A 17,217-nucleotide genomic window follows, 5' to 3' on the forward strand; every position below is an offset into this window, starting at 1 on the left:
AGAACATGAAAAATATTAGAACAGCAATTGATAATGAGCTTGATAAGCTCGATTTAAGATGGCGGAATTTACCAGTCAAAAAGCAGATCAGATATGTACTTTATCTATTCGCATTCTACCTGCTTATGGGTGTAGGTGTACTTGTCAAGGTCTTTTATGATCTGGGCAGAGGTGATAAAATTGACATTAGTCACATCGAAGTACCGGCTGTGATTCATAATGAATCCTCTCAGAAAGATTCGGTCACAAATTCTAAACATATCGAGAATGGAAGATAAAGAGAATAAGCGAGTTAGTCTTATTGTGGATGATGATTCTGCAGAAGGCAGAGAAGGCAGTTCCTCAAAAAAAGACAAATATAAAAAACCGATAATCTTTGGCTTGATGGCAGTGGTTTTTATCGCATGCCTTTATTTAATCTTTAAGCCTAAAAACGGAGGCGAGGAAAATAAAGATAAAGGGTTAAAAAATGCAGTTCCTGAGGCAACAGACAAGGGGCTGCAGGCGGATAAACAGAAAGCTTATGAGAAGGAAATGATAGAGGAGAGGGAAGCCGCGAAGCGCAATTCACTGATGTCATTGTCAGATTATTGGAATAGCACCGATACCTCTGCTAGCGGTGAAGTTCCGGTGGCAAAAGTTATTGGAAGCAACTCAACAGGATATGCAATGAGCAGCGGTCCACAGAATAATTCCTTGAGCAGCTATCAGCATGCACAGCAAACGCTTGGTTCGTTTTATAGGGATGATGACCGCGAAAAATTGGCGCTGCGCAAACAGGTCGATGAACTCAAAGATCGCCTTTCAGAAAAAGATGTTCCGCAGGCACCGACCTATAAGGACCAGCTTGCACTAATGGAAAAATCGTACGAAATGGCTTCCCGCTATCTTCCCTCAGCTAACGGTCTACAGGGTAGTCCCGTAGCCAATGCCGGTTTATCTACTGATTCAACAGCAGTGAAAACAGCAACTTTACCTGTCAAAAAAGCGAAAACCGAAAGTTTGAAAGGTATAAAGAAGAATGTAGTATCAGCCTTGCACCGGGAAGAGGAAGCAACGGAGATTTTAAATGGGATCGGTGAGCGTAATATAGACTTTATTACGCCTGGACAAGTTGTCCAGAGTGATATTGCCAAAAACAGTATTCGTGCAATGGTGGTGGAAACGAAAACATTGTCAGGAGAGGGGGCACTTAAGTTACGTTTATCTGAAAATGCAAGTATCGGCGGCCGTAATATACCCATAGGAACAGAATTGGTTGCCGAGACAAAATTTCAGGGAAACAGGTTACAGTTAAAGGTCAGCTCAGTTAAAGTTTCGGGAAATATAATGCCAGTTGAAATGCTTGTTTATGGGACAGATGGGCAGCTTGGTTTGCTTGTACCAAGATCGGATGAGATCAACGCTGCAGGAGAAATAGCGGCGAACATGAGCCAGAGTTCCGGAATGAACATTTCAATGTCGCGCTCGGCGGGACAGCAGGTTGCAAGTGATCTGAGCAGGGGCTTGATACAGGGTGTCTCTGGGTTTTTTTCGAAAAAATTAAGAGCTGTCAAGGTAACAGTGCCCTCAGGTCTTGAAGTATTGCTGCTCAACAAAAATTAATGTATTAACAATAATAATCATACTATGATAACAATTAAAAATATACTTATGATACTGCTTTTTGTGGGACTGTTTATCAAGACCTTTGGTCAGCAGTCCCTCGAACAGGGAAGGGTAGACCCTTTTAGGCTGGAAGTAACATATAACAAAACCTGCCACCTTATTTTTCCATCAGCTATCAGGTACACAGATCTGGGATCAAGTTATCTGATTGCTGAGAAGGCAGAGGACGCTCAGAACGTTCTTCGTATAAAGGCAGCGGTCAAGGATTTTGCAGAGGAAACCAACTTTACCGTAATTACGGAGGATGGGCATTTTTATAGCTTTAATGTTATCTATAATGCTGATCCATACACCTTAAGTTACGATCTTAAGAAAATGAAAAATGACCTTGAGCGTGAGGAAGGAAGAAACGTTCAATTTGAAGAGCTTGGCTTTAATCCACCATCTTTAACAGAAGTTGCGCTAAAAACTATATATCAGCAGAATAAAAGATATGTCCGTCACATCGCTTCCAAATCGTATGGAATCCAGTCGCTTCTGAAGGGTATCTACGTGCATAACGGTAAGTTTTACTTCCATCTGGAAGTGAAAAATAGATCGAACGTACCTTTTGTGGTAGATTTTTGTACCTATAAAATCGAGGATAAGCAAATTGCAAAAAGGACGGTTTCTCAGGAAAAACAATTAGTTCCTTTACGGCAGTATCCAGGTCTTGATGTAATCTCAGATAATTCGATCGCTGGCAACGTGATACTTCTTGATCAGTTTACAATCACCGATGAGCAGGTACTCCGGATTGAAATTTTTGAAAAAAATGGAGCAAGAAACCAGGTGCTGGAGGTTGAGAATTCGGACCTGGTGACAGCAAAGCCTGTATCTGAAATGAATATCAAGATTAAGCAATAAGCAGGGAATCATGAAAAAGTATATCATCTTTTTGGTACTAGCCATTATGAGCAGTCCATTGTGTGCGCAACGCATGGTGTATAAACAGAAATCTTTGGAAATTAATGCGGGACTTTTAAATACAGATAAAGTCGGCAAAAATTTCTATATCAATCTGACATTGAACAGTTTTGCAAAGCACGGCAACTACTGGATCTGGGGGCTTGAATATCAAAAGAAGGCCGTAGACTATAAAAATTGGGAAATCCCTTTAGAAAACTACTTTGGAGAGGTTGGCTATAGTATAAAGCTTCTTTCCGATTCAAAAAAGTTTATAACATTAAACGGAGCTTTAACGGGTATCGGTGGCTACGAATCTGTGAATAGGGGAGATAGCATCCTTTTGGACGGTGGAGTTCTGAAAAACCAAAATGGATTTGTTTTTGGTACTGGAGGCCGATTGTCGTTGGAGACCTATATTTCAGACCGGGTTGTTTTTATGCTGCAAAGTCGGATCAGGATATTATGGGGCACCGATCTGGAGAAATTTAGACCATCAACGGGGGTCGGTTTACGTTTTAATTTTTGAAAATCAGAGAATAATGAAAAATATATTTAATACTATGAAAATGTCGATAGGATCGGTTTTTTTAGGCTTTATTGCAATTCTGGGAATTGCATTACTTTCCGGCTGTGAGAAAGAGGTTTTGGATGTGCAGGAGGTTTTTCCTTTTGAAGTGAAGGTGATGCCTGTTCCAAAGGAGATCGGGATTGGTGAAAGTGTGGAAATACGCTTTTCCATAATTTCCTCTGGAAACTACACAGGTAATACGTACAGGCTAAGATATTTTCAAAATGATGGGCAAGGTAGTTTAAATTATGCAGGATATAAACCTTATTTGCCAAACGATTTGTATCCGTTGGCGGAAAAAGAATTTCGTCTGTATTATACATCAGAATCTTTAGTTTCACAACAATTTGACGTTTGGATAGTTGATAGTTTTGGTAATGAAAAGCAAATTTCTTTTCAATTTAATAACAAAAAGCTAGGTCCGATCATTATTGGGCCAGTTAGATAATTTGTTTTCATAAATTTTTTGATATTTGTAAAGCAGAAACCATACACTACCAGAGTGGAAGCATGCTTGTCAGGACAGCCAATAGGCTGTCCTTTCTTGTTACAATTAATAGTTTGGCCATTAAGTTCGGGGCACATTAAATGTGATTTGTACATTATTATTTCATTATTAGGGTAAAAAGATTAAATTAACCATACGATAGACCATAAATTACACTATACGGAAACTTATTTTATTGCTGACGCTGACATCGGTCTTTTAAGATAACAAAAGAAGATACAATGAATTTCTACATCGTCTCATTATTGGATGCTTTAGCTGAGCAAAATCTATCTGTTTTTTGCAAACTAAATTTTGTAAAGTCCGCAGTACTTTTTTCTGATCTGCATGTAATATCAAATCACTTTAAAGTCGTTACTGATTTTTATTTTTCTTTTTTAAAAAACCTTGAATTCATACCGGAAAATGCGTTTACCAGAGATCATTTTGGTTATTATAGCTTTGCCGAAGACAATGATTATGATCAGTCGATTAATGAGGTCTTACGTAATCTTAACCTAACTAAACCTGTTTTTAATGATGTATTTCCGGTTCAGGTGCGATACACGGATAAAAGTAATATGCATTTGGTTGTAGGTTTATGCCGGGCAGAGAGTGTAAAGAGGGGCTTTTTGCACATAGTTGATCTCAATTTACCTAAAGAAGAAATTAAAAACACTCCTCAAAATGTAATTTATGTAAAGGAGATATTGGAATCATATAATCCCAATAATAGTCAGACTTTAAAGGAGTTTATCGAAGCCAAAGGATTTAATTATACTCATTTTCAACGTGACTGTAAAATCTGCTTTGGTGATTCTTTCTACAGTTTCTGGTTAAAGGGAAAGATGCTGGATGCTGCAGGCGATATAATCTTTACACCGATGAGCTTAAAGGAAGTAGCATTTAAGAACAGATTTTTGGATTATCAGAATATGTATAAAGCTTTTACACGTCATGGTGTCGGTCTGACAACAATTCCTCGATTAGCTAATTTATAATTCCTTCAGTTACTATTGTACATACTTTTGTTGCATATTGGTATAATTTTATCACATATTGGTATATAATTGTCAATATTGTCAATATTTATTTTTAGCACAGCACCGAAATTTGTCATAATCAATGCCAATGATTATGATAAGCTTCATAAAAAAGTATTTTGTACAGACGGTAAGCATTCTTCTTGCATTGCTTTTCATATATGCTGCTACCAGTAAGTTGTTGGACTTTGAAAACTTCCAGGTACAACTTGCGCAGTCTCCTTTATTAAGTGCTTATGCGGGAATTATATCGTACCTGATCCTGATAATCGAATTTCTGGTAGCAATTGCGTTATGTTTACCCATAAGCAGGCTTCTAGCGTTATACGGTTCTCTGGCATTAATGGTCGCTTTCACTATTTACATCTACCTCATATTGAATTATAGTGATTTCATACCTTGTAGTTGTGGCGGTATATTGGAAAAATTGGGTTGGAAAGAACATCTTATATTCAATATTTGCTTTGTTTTATTATCTCTTGGAGCAATCGTGGCGCTCAGTAGGAACCGCGGTTTTAATATGCGCACAACTTTCGCTTTTACCACTATTACAACTGTGCTGAGCTGCGGAATTGTGATTGTATTGTTTCTAGGGTCAGAGCACATTGTGAAAAAGGAAAATAATTTCACAAGACGCTTCCTCGTGCATCCAGTTATTGAGGAAAAAAAGATTCTGGACTTGGGTAATCCTGACTATTATTTTGCTGGTTATGATGCTGGACATATCTATCTTGGTAGTAGGATCTTTCCGCAGATCCTGATAACCGCAGATACAGCACTCAACAACGAGCAGTTAATGAAGATCGAGCCAGATAATATGAACCATAAATTTTCCAATTTGAGGATGCAGGTAAATAATGGATTTTACTATTTTTATGATGGTACTATACCAATAATTTACAGTGGTAAATTAGGAAATCCAAACGCTAAAACTTTAAGTTTTCAAGATGCCTATTTTAATCAGCTTATTGTTTTGGATACAGCACGGTTTGCGCTGAGAACACAGAGCAGCGCGACGAAACAATTTACACTGGCACTTCTTGATCTAAATTCAAACCCTAAGATAAAGTTATTTCCAGAGCTTTTAAAAAAGCAAATAGATGGTGTGTTCGATGTAGATGGAAACATAACTTATGATAAGTCTCAGAACAACTTGATTTACACCTACCTCTATAGAAATGAATACCTAATTATGGATGATCGGTTTAGGTTAAAGAATACGTTCAATACTATTGATACAACACGTATTGCCCAGATCAAAATAACAAAACTTGCTGACGGTAGACACAAAATGAACGCACCCCCGTTGAAGGTAAACCGTCAGAGTGTTGCATTCGGTGGAGTACTCTTTAACCAGTCTGATCTTATGGGTAAGCTTGAATCGAGAGAGGCTTGGAAAGCCGCAAAGGTTATAGATATGTATCGGACCGACCGCCAGGAATATATTGGAAGCTTTTACATTTATAATAAAAAGGAGATGAAAATGCACGATTTCTTGATAACTGAGAAATATATGTATGTTCTGCGTGGAGACGAAGTAGTAAGGTACCGGATTCGCGATATCATCAAAAAAAATTACTTAAGAGGGGAAGCCGAAAACCTCCACTAAGAGTAGGCAGAGAAATTATAAACAAATTAAGATGAAAAAATTGTTATTGCCTGCACTCATTGTAGCAATGGGTGCCGGTGCAGCAGTTGCCGGAAACATGGCAAAATTTAACGAAACAGCTTATCGCTTTGATGAAAGCCAAGGGCTGTGTATTGAGACTGAACAAATGTGTGGAGAAGAGGAAACCAATCCTGTTTGTACCTGGTCTGCTGATAATTCTGTGGAATTGCAAAGATTTATCAGTCCAACTGAATGTGGAAAGGTTCTTCACGAAATCCTACCTTAGTCGTTGGCTTTATTAGTAAGGGGATGCTATGAAGCATCCCTTTTAATTTCTTTTTCGATCCAAGGAATATCGGTTTTATTTTTTAGAAAATAATCCCACCATTCAAGTGCTCTTCTGTTCATGTCCATACTTTCTTTGGTGTTCCATCCCAGATCATGTTCTCGCTGTTGATAGAATAGGGCAATTGTAGGAAGATTGTTCCGCTTTAGTCCCATAAAGAATTCCATAGCCTGTTCAGCAGGTACAATATCGTCTTTGACACCGTTCCAGATCAGAACAGGCGCTTTAACCATTTCCACGTAATTTATTGGACTGTTTTTTAGATAAAGTTGTTTATCCTCTGAAAAAGGTTTGTTCATTTCATACTGTCCGGTCTCAAATCTGGTGTGATTAGGCTTTTGTTCATGATAATCATAGGAAAAATAGCGGGAAGTTATATCACTATATCCTGCACCTGCAATAAAAGCGGCGAATCGGTCGGAGTGCGTTGCAATAAAATTGGTTTCATATCCGCCAAGAGAATGGCCAGTCAGTCCAATCTTATTTTTATTAATGGCAGTGTAAGTGGATAATACATCGAGTGCACTATTTACGCAATCCAATGCGGCAAGACCAGGCCCTCTTACATCAAAGACGATATCCGGTTCATATACAAAATAACCATGTTCCAAGAGGGTTCGTCTGTTGACCCCCGTCGGTTCATTTGCTGGAAGGGGATAAAAATTGGATAGGGTACTTTTTATCTGGTATATGTAGACCACCATTGGGTATTTTTTACTGTGATCATATCCCGTCGGATAGTAAAGGACTCCCTTCAAAGGTGTTCCAAGAGAATTTTTATATTGTACAATTTCCTGTTTAAGAGTTGGTCCAGTTTTATCCTCAGTATCAAAAATTTCAGTTTTGTTTTTGCTTCCAACTTTTGAAGTGAAGATCTTGGGTGCCATGTTGAAATTCTCTTCGATTGTTGCAAAATTCTTCAGATCTTGGTCGTATTTAATTTCTTTGATGCGATTTTCTGTTGAAGGAAAGGCAATCTTTTTTTCACCCTTATAAAACGTACTATAAGTACTGCTATTTGTGATCTTATTTACTGCTCTTATCAACAGTGGGTGCTTGTTGTTTAGCATATTCATTTTAAACCCGAATACGGGATTCGTGGTTTTTCGCTCAGCATTTAAAATTCTAGCCTCCTGCTTTTTTGATATTCCAGCAGCGAAGAGTGTTTGGCTTTTTATATCAAAAATCCAGATGTCATTGAAACTTTCAAAAAGGATGGTTTTAAAATCCTCGGAAAATGTCGGATTCTGTAAACTTTGCTTATCAATAATAAAGTTGCTGGCAGTTTTAACGTCATAGAGATTCCATTTTTGATCATTGGGGTTTAGAGACATAATAAAACGTCCGTCGGATGAATGTACGATGTCCTTTGTAACCTGATGAAAAATTTCGGTAAAGGTTCCGCTTGATGTATCATATAGTTTCAGATTTAAAAAGGGATGCAATGTTAGATTCTTAAATTCCTCCAATGGATTAAAAGCCAAAACATACCTTTCACTGTCAATGTTACTGTAGATCGGATAAGTGTCGGGTAACTTATATGTCCTGTTTGTATCCTTGTTCCATAGATAATAAAGGTAGTCTGTTGATCCTGCCTGTTTTGCGCCTAGATCATTGTCTTTTCCATACCAGATATCCAAAAAATTCTCCTTTGATGGTTTTCGTCTACTTGCGAAGGTAATAAAATACGCTTTACCATCTTTAACCTGAGATACTTCAACGAAGTCAGCTTTTTGAGGCTCAATACCTGATAATATTGTTTGTTTTCCATGCTGGGTATCAATAATTTCCAGCTGCAATTTCTTTGTCTTCGGATCAGTTAGGCAGAGTATCAGATCTTTGTCAGAAGGCAGGATCATTTGCTTAATTTCCTGCTGGGTTTCAAATAAAATTACTCTTTTATCACCTTCTATACGTGCCACTTTATTCATTGGACCTTCTTTAAAATTCAGAAACAACGAAGTTTTTTTATCTGTTGTAAACATTTGGCTATTTGCCACTGATTGCAATAATTGATTCGCTGCACCATAAAGTTTCAATGTTCCACTGTTATCAATAATAAAGTACTGATTTAGTTCAAAAAGGATATCTGCAAACCTCATATTTTCATATTTAACCGTTGTTTGTTTATGTAAATTGCTATGCTGTGCTATTCCATTTCCGTAGGAGAATAAACTGCTGTTTTTTAAGAAAATATTATTTGGCATTTTAAGTATGGTTGCCAGCTGGTTATTTGTTCTGTTGGCGTCCAATACTACAGCGGTATCGCTGTTGGTCGAATATATTTTTCGCATAGCCACATAGTTTGTATCGGGCGAATAGGTAAGGTTATTTATGGTGTGATATCTTGATATCCATTGCTGTAAAGTATCATTAGTAACCCTAGATTGGCAGTTTCCTATAATATTTAGAAGGATTAGTAGGAAAATTAATATCTTTTTCATAATCAGTATCCGGTATTTTGTGGGTTCAGATTAGGATTTAGCAATAACTCCTTTTGCGGCAAAGGCCAATAGCTATGGTAGCTTTTCCAATTTGTTTTAATGGATAGAAGATCATTTAGTCTATTCATCCTTTTAAGGTCGAGGAATCGATGCCCCATTTCGGTAAAGAATTCTTTTCTATTTTCTAATAGGATTTCATCAAGTAAGCTCTGTTTTGAAATCGGTATCACAAGTGCTGCCAATGTTGCGCGTTGTCGTGTTACGTTCAGGTAAGGAAGTGCTTCAGCTATTTTATCCTGTTGGGCAAGCGTTTCAGCTAAAAGGAGATACACCTCTTCTAATCTAAATACAACTGAAAATTCCGATGTATTATTTGTAAGTGCCTTATATTTTGCGGCCCTGTACCATGTATTTTGTCCTACAGTAACAGTTGCCATCCACTGATTTTTACGCTGGTCGCCAGCAGTGAAGATGTTTACCAAATTTTGGGATAACGCATAATTGGAAGGGGCTGCGCCTGTAAAATAATAGGCAGTTACTTCCTGGGTTGCATCGCCATTGTTTTTTGGTTTTAATTGCCACAGAATATGTGATCCACTTTTTGTAAAAACCTTGCTGAGATCATTTTCAGGTTGATAAAGGGAGCTTTGAATTATAGTTCGCAATAAAGTTTCAGCATTATTCCATTTGGATTGTAGCATATAGATTTTTGCAAGCATCAGCTGGGCAACCTTACGGTTAGGGATGATCCTTTCTGTACTTCTGTAAGTATCCGTTAGTAATGATATGCTAGTGTTGAGATCATTTTCCAATTGCGTCATCACTTCTGATGATTGGATTTTTGATAAGGATTGATTTATCTGATAATCTGTTGAAGTAGGATAGGGAATATCGCCAAAAATTTGGTGTAGGTAGAAAAACAGTATTGACCTTACCATCAGTGCTTCACCTTTTATTCGCTGCTTTTCAGTGGCAGGAATTGTTGAAGATTTTTCTGTTCCTTCCAATATGGCGTTCGATACATACACCAATCTGTATGCTGAGGCCCAGTATGTACTTATTGCGGCATTGCTATCAATCTGCTGATTTTGAAAGATATCGTACAGTCCCGTCGTAGAATTTGTTCCATAATAGGTAAGGTCGTCTGTATAACTTCCCAGTAATCTACCTGTTTGGTTCCCAGCGAGCGGTGAACTGTTCCATAACCCCGCGTATAGTTCAGCAAGTGCAGCATTAGCTGTCTGCACGGTCTCAAAAACCGATTCAGTAGGAATCTGGTTTTCGGGCACGTCTACTTCCAGCATTTTTTCACATGATAAACTAACCTGTAGTAGTAAAATTGCCAGTATTGTATATATGAATATGTGTGTTTTCATTTTGAGATATTTTAAAGATTTAATTTTAAACCAAATGAGAATGTGCGTAAAGGCGGGAGGTAGCCAATAGTTGCGAATTCCGGATCGATGCCAAAATACTTTGTCCACGTGATGAGATTTTGGCCTTGAAAGTATATTCTTATACTTCTGAATGATGTGTTTTTTAAAGGGATATTGTAAGCCAATTCCACATTTTTTAGCCTGATAAAGGACCCATCTGATACCGATGCAGTACTATTCTGGAATATGGAATGGTTAGGCGATGCATTGGCCTTATAAGGCTGATAAAAGCCGCCCGGATTTTCTGGCGACCAGACATCCAACGCTTCAACTGGAAGATTGTTCATTATCCCCGGGGAAGGTATGATGTAGTTGTAATTTCTACTTTTCTGTTTTACAAACTGAAATAAGAAAGAGAAATCCCAGTTCTCATAATGTAAGCTGCTACTTAAACCGCCAAAGAAATTTACTCCGATGTTTTCTACTATTTTGGCATCGTCCGCAGAAGAGATTTTGCCGTCTCCATTGTAGTCTGTGAAAATATAAGTGCCTGTTTTAGGGTCGATTCCTTCAAGATTAAATAACTTAACAATTGAGGTAGGTTGGCCAATAACATAGGTATTACTATATGTTGAGCCCTCGAGTCCCGGAAAAGAAATTAGTTTATTTTTGGGAAAAGTTATGTTAAATGAAGTTTCCCATTGGAATTTTCCCTTGGAAAAAGGTTTCGCGTTCAATTCAAATTCCCATCCAGTATTCTGCACCGTGGCATCCAAGTTCGCAAGTACAGAGGAAAAGCCAGTCATTGTAGGTAGTTGGTAGCCGACTAATTGATTGGATGAACGGTTGCGGTACCAGGCGGTATTAATATTTACTTTATTCCTGAATAATCCCACTTCGATTGCAGCTTCAAGTTTCTTGGTTTTTTCCCAACTGAAATCAGGATTGAACAGACGGGAAGGGACCAGACCTGTTACACCATCGTAAATGGATGAAGAGACGGTATAGGTATCCAGATACCCATAATCTCCAATATTGTCGCTACCTGTTGTTCCAAAACTTCCACGTAATTTTCCAAAACTGAGCCAACTCGAATTTTTCAGAAAATTCTCCTCAGAAAATAGCCATGCTGCACCTACCGCGCCAAAATTTGCAAATTTCTTATTTGGTCCAAAACGGCTTGATCCGTCACGCCTCCCGGTGATATTCAGGATATATTTTTTATCAAGTTGGTAGTTTACTCTTCCAAAAAATGCGACATATCTGTATTGCGTGTTGTATTGATCTTCGATCGTTTTTGTTTTTGCTGCGGATATATTGTGGATAAGTGCATTACTTTCGAAGCCTGTACCGCTCATTGAGCCATAGGAGTTGTTTTCATTTTGAAATGTGCCTCCTACCAAAATATCAAGGGCATGGTTTTCATGACTGAATTTCCAGTTAATCTGTGGTTCCAGAATATAAGATAGTCTATTCTGATTATTTTTGGAAGCCTTTGAATAGGCACTTGACTGTCCGGTTACATACGCAGGATTATAGATGGTATTCGGACTGATATTCCATTCCTCAAAAGCTTGATAATTAACCCCTCCACCTAGTTTTAGTGTGATATTTTTAAACAGATCATATGCGATGTTAAGATTTGTCAAATACTGGATGTTTTGGTTCGAGTATGTAGCATTGTATGCTGCAACGGGATTGCTCCAGGTATTATTCTCCCAATTCAGTGTTCCATCATCATTGTAAAGGGCAGGTGCATTCGGAGACAGAGAAAATGCACTTCGGGTAATGTCCGAATTTATAACATTGTTTTTTTGAATGCTGAACATATTTGAAACCGCAAGATTCAGCTTTTTGTCTTTTGACCGGTGTGCAATATTAGTGGTGATACTATTTGTGGTATATTTAAAATCATTGCCAAAAACAGTGGACTGTTCATTATGCCCCAAGCTTAGAAGAAATGATGTTGTCTCACTACCACCTGTTAATTGTAGTTGGGTATTGGATGCGGTTGCTGTATTTCCTATTAGTCTTTTAGACCAGTCAGTATACCTGTCCGCTTTCCATGTACCATTAACGTCATAAGCATTTGCTGGATATGTGCTGATTCCACTATTGAAAAATGCCTGCTTCCGCATACTGAGATATTGTTCAGTATTCATCATTTTCAATCTCGACATTACGTTACTGAGTGCGTATGATGAGTTTAGTGACACGCTTAGCCTGCCCGATTTACCCTTTTTCGTTGTGACTAGAATGACCCCATTTGCACCGCGGGAACCGTAGATTGCGGTTGCATCCGCATCTTTTAGGACCTCAATACTTTCGATATCATTCGGATTGATACTATTTAAAGGGCTGATACTTGACATAGGCAATATTGCAGATGTAAATCCAAACGTTTTCACTTCATTGCCTATTGGAACGCCGTCGACAATATACAGTGGATTGTTGCCATCACTTCTTAACGAGTTTTTACCTCTAATCTGGACCTGAAAGCCACTGCCAGGAACACCACTGCTCTGCACAATGCTGACCCCAGCCATACGTCCCTGTGCAGCTGCCAGCACATTTGATATAGGCTGGTTTTCGATTTCTTTAGCGCTAACTTTAGCAATACTTCCGGTTTGTTCTTTTTTGCTGACCTTATAGTATCCGGCGTTCAGGATAACTTCATCAATAACTTTTGTATTATAGACTGTGGATGTGGTATCGGCTTTAGCAAGTATAGGGGGTGAGCTTTCGATTATTGCCGAGGTTGATTTATTTTTTTTCGGCCTGATGATAACGCTATTATTGTCAATAAAAGTTTCGACGGGAACATCCCTCAAAATTTTATTGAGACAGTCCATTAACAGTTCATTTTTACATTTAGTTGGCTGAACCGAATAATCTTTAAGATCATCGTTTGAGTAAATCTTATCTTTTACATTTTCTGATAGAAATTTCCCTACAGCTTCTGATGCAGTCGTTTTTCCAGTTTCAAAATTTACCCTCTTTGTGGAGAGTTTTTCTTGGGCATAAAGCCCTTGGCAGGCTATTGATAAGAAGAGAATCAATAGTACTGCACTGCAAATTTTTTTCATTATTTTTGCATTAGTATTTATAATTAGTAATCTATCGAACAATTATTGGTTGAATACTTCTTGGCCGACGGTTGCACCCGTCGGTCTCTTTATTGTATTCTTCCACACCAGTTTCATTAGGAGTACGGAATCAGGGCAGGAGTATTGATCGACCATAGTCTATTCCTCCAATTGAAATGTTTTATCATTTATTTTTGTGGTTTTTAGGTTTAGTTTGAGTGAGATGAGTCTTATCAAATCTGCTGCTGTGGCTTTTTCTTTTGTAGCACTAATTTTTGAATCTGCAACCGCTGACGGGAACAGAATTTTTATGCCGTAGGTATTTTCTAAAATTTTTATGGCATTAGAAAGTTCTAAATCAGTTAATGAAACAGTCGCCGAATTGTTGGTTTGAGATTGACCTTTACTTTTAGTATCAACAATTGTTGCAACATCTTTAGAGCCTTGATTGGAGAATGTCTCTTTCGGATGTATAATAAATGTTTCTGCTGGTTTTTCAGTTTTTATAACCTGCACTTTGCCCTCATACAGATCAACATTGAAGGCTGTTTTATGCTGGGTGATTTTAAAAACTGTACCCAGAACTTTTGTTTCATAAAGTCCCGCATGTACGATGAAGGGATGATTTTTGGATTTGGTTACATTAAAAACTGCATCCCCTGTGAGAAAGACTTCTCTTGTTGCTGCTGGAAATGATTTCTCGACCGTTAATATGGCTCCCTTTGCCAAGATAGCTGTTGATCCATCCTTTAAAGTAACTTTCAAATCATCATGATATGCCCTATATACTTCAGGTAGAAAGAGCGTTCTGTAGGCTATTATACTGAAAATAATGACCAGGGAAGCGGCGATCAGCATGGAAGAATAACGAAACGTCTTTCTCCTTCTCTTTTTTGCTTCATGTCCTTCTATTCTCGCATAAAGTTTTTGATGAAATTCCTTTGCTTCCTTCTCTGTAGGAGGCTCTATATCTGCATCTGAATCATTTGTGAGGCTATCCCATAAGTCTTTTGCTTCATCTATCGCAGTTTGTTGGGAGTGTTTTCTCCTGTTCATAATAAATGGCTTTATTATGTATACCCGAAAACGGCAATAATAGCCCCCCTGTAAACAAAACTTTAACTGAAATTAACTGAAATTAACAAAATTTAAGAATGGTTTTGATGTTCTCGAAGAAATATAAGTGCCTTTCCAATCTGCTTTTTTACAGCTTTAGTGGATATATTGAGGTGTGTTGCGATTTTTTCCTGAGTAATGCCCTCATACTTGTTCATGGTGAAAATTTTCCTTCTTATGGGAGGAAGCTGGTCAATATTCAACTGTAAAAGTTCGAGTTCTCTGTCTTTTTCAAGCTGAGCCTGGAGAAGTTCGGCAGAGTCATCGGGTAATTGGAGATTACTTATTTCTGTGGTATAAGGTTGCTTATTCAGATTCGAGAAGTATTTTGAAATCTCCTGAACGCAAGTTTTTACGATTGCACTTTCAGTGTTGTGCTCGGTAAGTGAATTCCTGTAGATCCATAGATGAAAAAAGATATTCTGCATAACGTCGAATACATCATCGCGGTCTTTGACTTTACGGGCCACCATAACAAAAATACGATTCCAATATGTATCATAAATTTGCTGAAACATAAGATCGTGATTGTTTGTATGACGTGAAAATAACGGCATTCTAGGTTATTTAGGAATTTCGCAGTTCTACAAATTTAAGTATAATTTATTAAAATTATTTATTTTAGTAATATATTTGCATTGTTGTGGTGTAAACACTGAGCTCAATTGTACTTTATGGGCGTTTTTTCCCATTTATCAGAATTTTTGAAATCTATTTCATATTTTAGTGATAATAATTATCGTTTATAAAAATATTTATATCTTAGCACCCTAAATTTTATCGAAAATAAAGCGTAAGCTGTCAAAAAGGTTTGAGAAAACTGCGAAACTTCCAAATAACCTCCTATTGACAGACTTACGCCTGTGCATCGTCATACGGGCATGGGCTAGGTCGTCATTAGGTTATGGGTTCTTCGCAGTACCTCTCAAAGATGACGTATCTGGTTTCATGCCTTTTGTATTTTCCAGGAATGCATCAGTTTAATACCTTATAATTTTATCTATTATACGACATGTTTTGTCGTTCTGACAGTATAATTTCGCTTATAGATCTTTGATAAACAACAATCGATCAGAGAATCTGATAATATTTCCGTGAAAATACGGATACCGTAGTGTTATAAATTAAAATATATTGCGAAGCCAAAATTAACCTTAAAAAACACACCTATGAGATGAGACAAATATTATTATTTAGCTTATTTTTATGCTATCACTATATCTATGGACAGATTCCAAATCTGCCGCAAAGACCTAGTGTCACCAATCTTTACAATATACCTGCGGGTCTGAATAATCAACCCACCCCTAGACCTGCCTCCCCAAATATTAATGCTAATTCAAATCTTTATAAAAAAAAGACTACCCACCAAGACGATCAGGAAGAGATTAACAAAGAGGTTGAACGTCAGATAGCTTTAATCAGGGAAGAAGCTGATGCAAAACGCTATAATCTCAGCTCTTTATCCGAAAAGAAAGGAACTGATTCTTACTACAGGGCCTATGATAATTTACTAAAGCTCGATCCCGACGGGTATACACTTGCAGATGCTGTATTTATCGTTGAAAATGCATACAACAATAATGACAGGAATTTTCAGTCGGATTATCAGCAGCAGATACAGAAAGCTACTTCGATAATCAGGCAAGATATTAAGAAAAATGGTATTGATGAATCTGACAATGTTGCTAAAAACCTTTCAATTTTCAAATACTTTGCACAGGATACCAAGCAGAATGGAAAAGTTGTCCACAAAGCGGTCAAATATGATTTTGATGACTATATGGGGGCAAAAGACTACAGTAAAATGTTTGTTTCCAAACTGATGAAATCCAACAGTGGCCAATGTCATTCTATGCCATTGTTGTATTTGATCTTGGCAGAACAGATCGGTGCAGAAGCCTTTTTGGTTATGTCACCTAACCATTCTTATATACGTTTTAAGGATAATGATGGCGAAGTGTTGAGCGTAGAGTTGACCAACGGGATGTTTTCAGCAAATTCGTTTGTTCTGAATTCTGGATATATTAAAGCTGAAGCCCTCAAGAATAAGCTTTATATGCAAAATTTAACAAAGAAAGATGTTCTTTCGCAGACTTATGTGGATCTCGCCAGCGGGTATATCCACAAATTTGGCTATGACGAGTTTGTTGCCAAAGTTCTAGGTAAGGCGCTGGAGCTGAATCCGAACAATATTAATGCAACCCTATGGAAAAGCAATACTGACCAAATGAGGTTTATGCAAGCCTGTAACCGTCTAGGTATCGATCCTGAAAATAAAGAACAGCTGCAAAAGATCAGAAGCTATCCGCCCCTGGAAGATCAGTTTCTGGGTATCAAGGCTGGTTTTGATTACATCGATCAATCAGGTTTTGCCCAGATGCCTCCGGAGCAGTATGAACAATGGTTAGGATCATTGAATAGTACCGAAAATAAGCAAAAAAGTGATGAGATTGCGGAACGGGTAAGACTACTCAACGCCCAAAAGCAGCGTGAAGAAGCTAAAAAGGTAAAAGCAATTACACCGAAGAAGGAAAGTCCTAAAGTGTATGCTATTCCAAAGGAATTTTTATAACCATATAATTC

14 protein-coding genes are annotated in these 17,217 nt (G+C 37.7%); 9 read left to right on the top strand and 5 right to left on the bottom strand.

All coding sequences use genetic code 11. The features are described from left to right. Positions 1 to 5: 5 nt before the first annotated feature. From B3600_RS00230 to B3600_RS00265, 8 genes are all read left to right on the top strand, one after another. Positions 6 to 278, top strand: coding sequence for a nitrogen regulatory IIA protein (locus tag B3600_RS00230; RefSeq protein WP_286751677.1), 273 nt, complete (start codon positions 6 to 8; stop codon positions 276 to 278). Further along, entirely contained in the window at positions 268 to 1,605 is a 1,338-nt protein-coding gene (traM, locus tag B3600_RS00235; protein WP_286751678.1) for a conjugative transposon protein TraM, read from the top strand. The genes B3600_RS00230 and traM overlap by 11 nt, the downstream gene beginning before the upstream one ends. A gap of 48 nt (positions 1,606 to 1,653) precedes the next feature. Further along, the gene (traN, locus tag B3600_RS00240) at positions 1,654 to 2,514 is read left to right on the top strand and encodes a conjugative transposon protein TraN (RefSeq protein ID WP_286751679.1); all 861 of its coding nucleotides are present in this window, start codon (positions 1,654 to 1,656) and stop codon (positions 2,512 to 2,514) included. Between the two features lie 10 nt (positions 2,515 to 2,524). Beyond that, complete coding sequence (locus B3600_RS00245; RefSeq protein WP_286751680.1) at positions 2,525 to 3,082, top strand: conjugal transfer protein TraO; 558 nt, start codon at positions 2,525 to 2,527, stop codon at positions 3,080 to 3,082. Positions 3,083 to 3,095: 13 nt separating this feature from the next. After that, positions 3,096 to 3,572, top strand: a complete 477-nt coding sequence (locus B3600_RS00250; RefSeq protein WP_286751681.1) for a DUF3872 domain-containing protein — start codon at positions 3,096 to 3,098, stop codon at positions 3,570 to 3,572. Between the two features lie 281 nt (positions 3,573 to 3,853). Beyond that, positions 3,854 to 4,612: a helix-turn-helix domain-containing protein gene (locus B3600_RS00255; RefSeq protein ID WP_286751682.1), complete on the top strand. Its 759-nt coding sequence runs from the start codon at positions 3,854 to 3,856 to the stop codon at positions 4,610 to 4,612. Between the two features lie 136 nt (positions 4,613 to 4,748). Further along, positions 4,749 to 6,263, top strand: coding sequence for a MauE/DoxX family redox-associated membrane protein (locus tag B3600_RS00260; RefSeq protein WP_286751683.1), 1,515 nt, complete (start codon positions 4,749 to 4,751; stop codon positions 6,261 to 6,263). Positions 6,264 to 6,294: 31 nt separating this feature from the next. Continuing rightward, on the top strand, positions 6,295 to 6,549 hold the full coding sequence (locus B3600_RS00265; RefSeq protein WP_100075202.1) for a hypothetical protein: 255 nt from the start codon (positions 6,295 to 6,297) through the stop codon (positions 6,547 to 6,549). A gap of 26 nt (positions 6,550 to 6,575) precedes the next feature. On the opposite strand, the gene B3600_RS00270 is transcribed toward B3600_RS00265, so the two are convergent. The 5 genes from B3600_RS00270 to B3600_RS00290 all read right to left on the bottom strand — a co-directional run bounded on the left by B3600_RS00270 (position 6,576) and on the right by B3600_RS00290 (position 15,149). Continuing rightward, positions 6,576 to 8,903: an alpha/beta hydrolase family protein gene (locus B3600_RS00270; RefSeq protein ID WP_286751684.1), complete on the bottom strand. Its 2,328-nt coding sequence runs from the start codon at positions 8,901 to 8,903 to the stop codon at positions 6,576 to 6,578. A gap of 152 nt (positions 8,904 to 9,055) precedes the next feature. Continuing rightward, positions 9,056 to 10,429, bottom strand: a complete 1,374-nt coding sequence (locus B3600_RS00275) for a RagB/SusD family nutrient uptake outer membrane protein (RefSeq protein WP_286751685.1) — start codon at positions 10,427 to 10,429, stop codon at positions 9,056 to 9,058. Between the two features lie 11 nt (positions 10,430 to 10,440). After that, positions 10,441 to 13,515: a SusC/RagA family TonB-linked outer membrane protein gene (locus tag B3600_RS00280; protein WP_286751686.1), complete on the bottom strand. Its 3,075-nt coding sequence runs from the start codon at positions 13,513 to 13,515 to the stop codon at positions 10,441 to 10,443. A 159-nt stretch (positions 13,516 to 13,674) separates the two neighbouring features. Beyond that, positions 13,675 to 14,571: a FecR family protein gene (locus B3600_RS00285; protein ID WP_286751687.1), complete on the bottom strand. Its 897-nt coding sequence runs from the start codon at positions 14,569 to 14,571 to the stop codon at positions 13,675 to 13,677. 92 nt (positions 14,572 to 14,663) lie between these two features. Continuing rightward, positions 14,664 to 15,149, bottom strand: a complete 486-nt coding sequence (locus B3600_RS00290; protein ID WP_286751688.1) for a sigma-70 family RNA polymerase sigma factor — start codon at positions 15,147 to 15,149, stop codon at positions 14,664 to 14,666. Between the two features lie 656 nt (positions 15,150 to 15,805). Here B3600_RS00290 and B3600_RS00295 point away from each other — a divergent pair. Continuing rightward, on the top strand, positions 15,806 to 17,206 hold the full coding sequence (locus B3600_RS00295; RefSeq protein ID WP_286751689.1) for a hypothetical protein: 1,401 nt from the start codon (positions 15,806 to 15,808) through the stop codon (positions 17,204 to 17,206). The last annotated feature ends 11 nt before the right edge of the window (positions 17,207 to 17,217 follow it).

The sequence above is a fragment of the Sphingobacterium sp. UBA2480 genome, from assembly GCF_002341965.1.
Lineage (GTDB): Bacteria > Bacteroidota > Bacteroidia > Sphingobacteriales > Sphingobacteriaceae > Sphingobacterium > Sphingobacterium multivorum.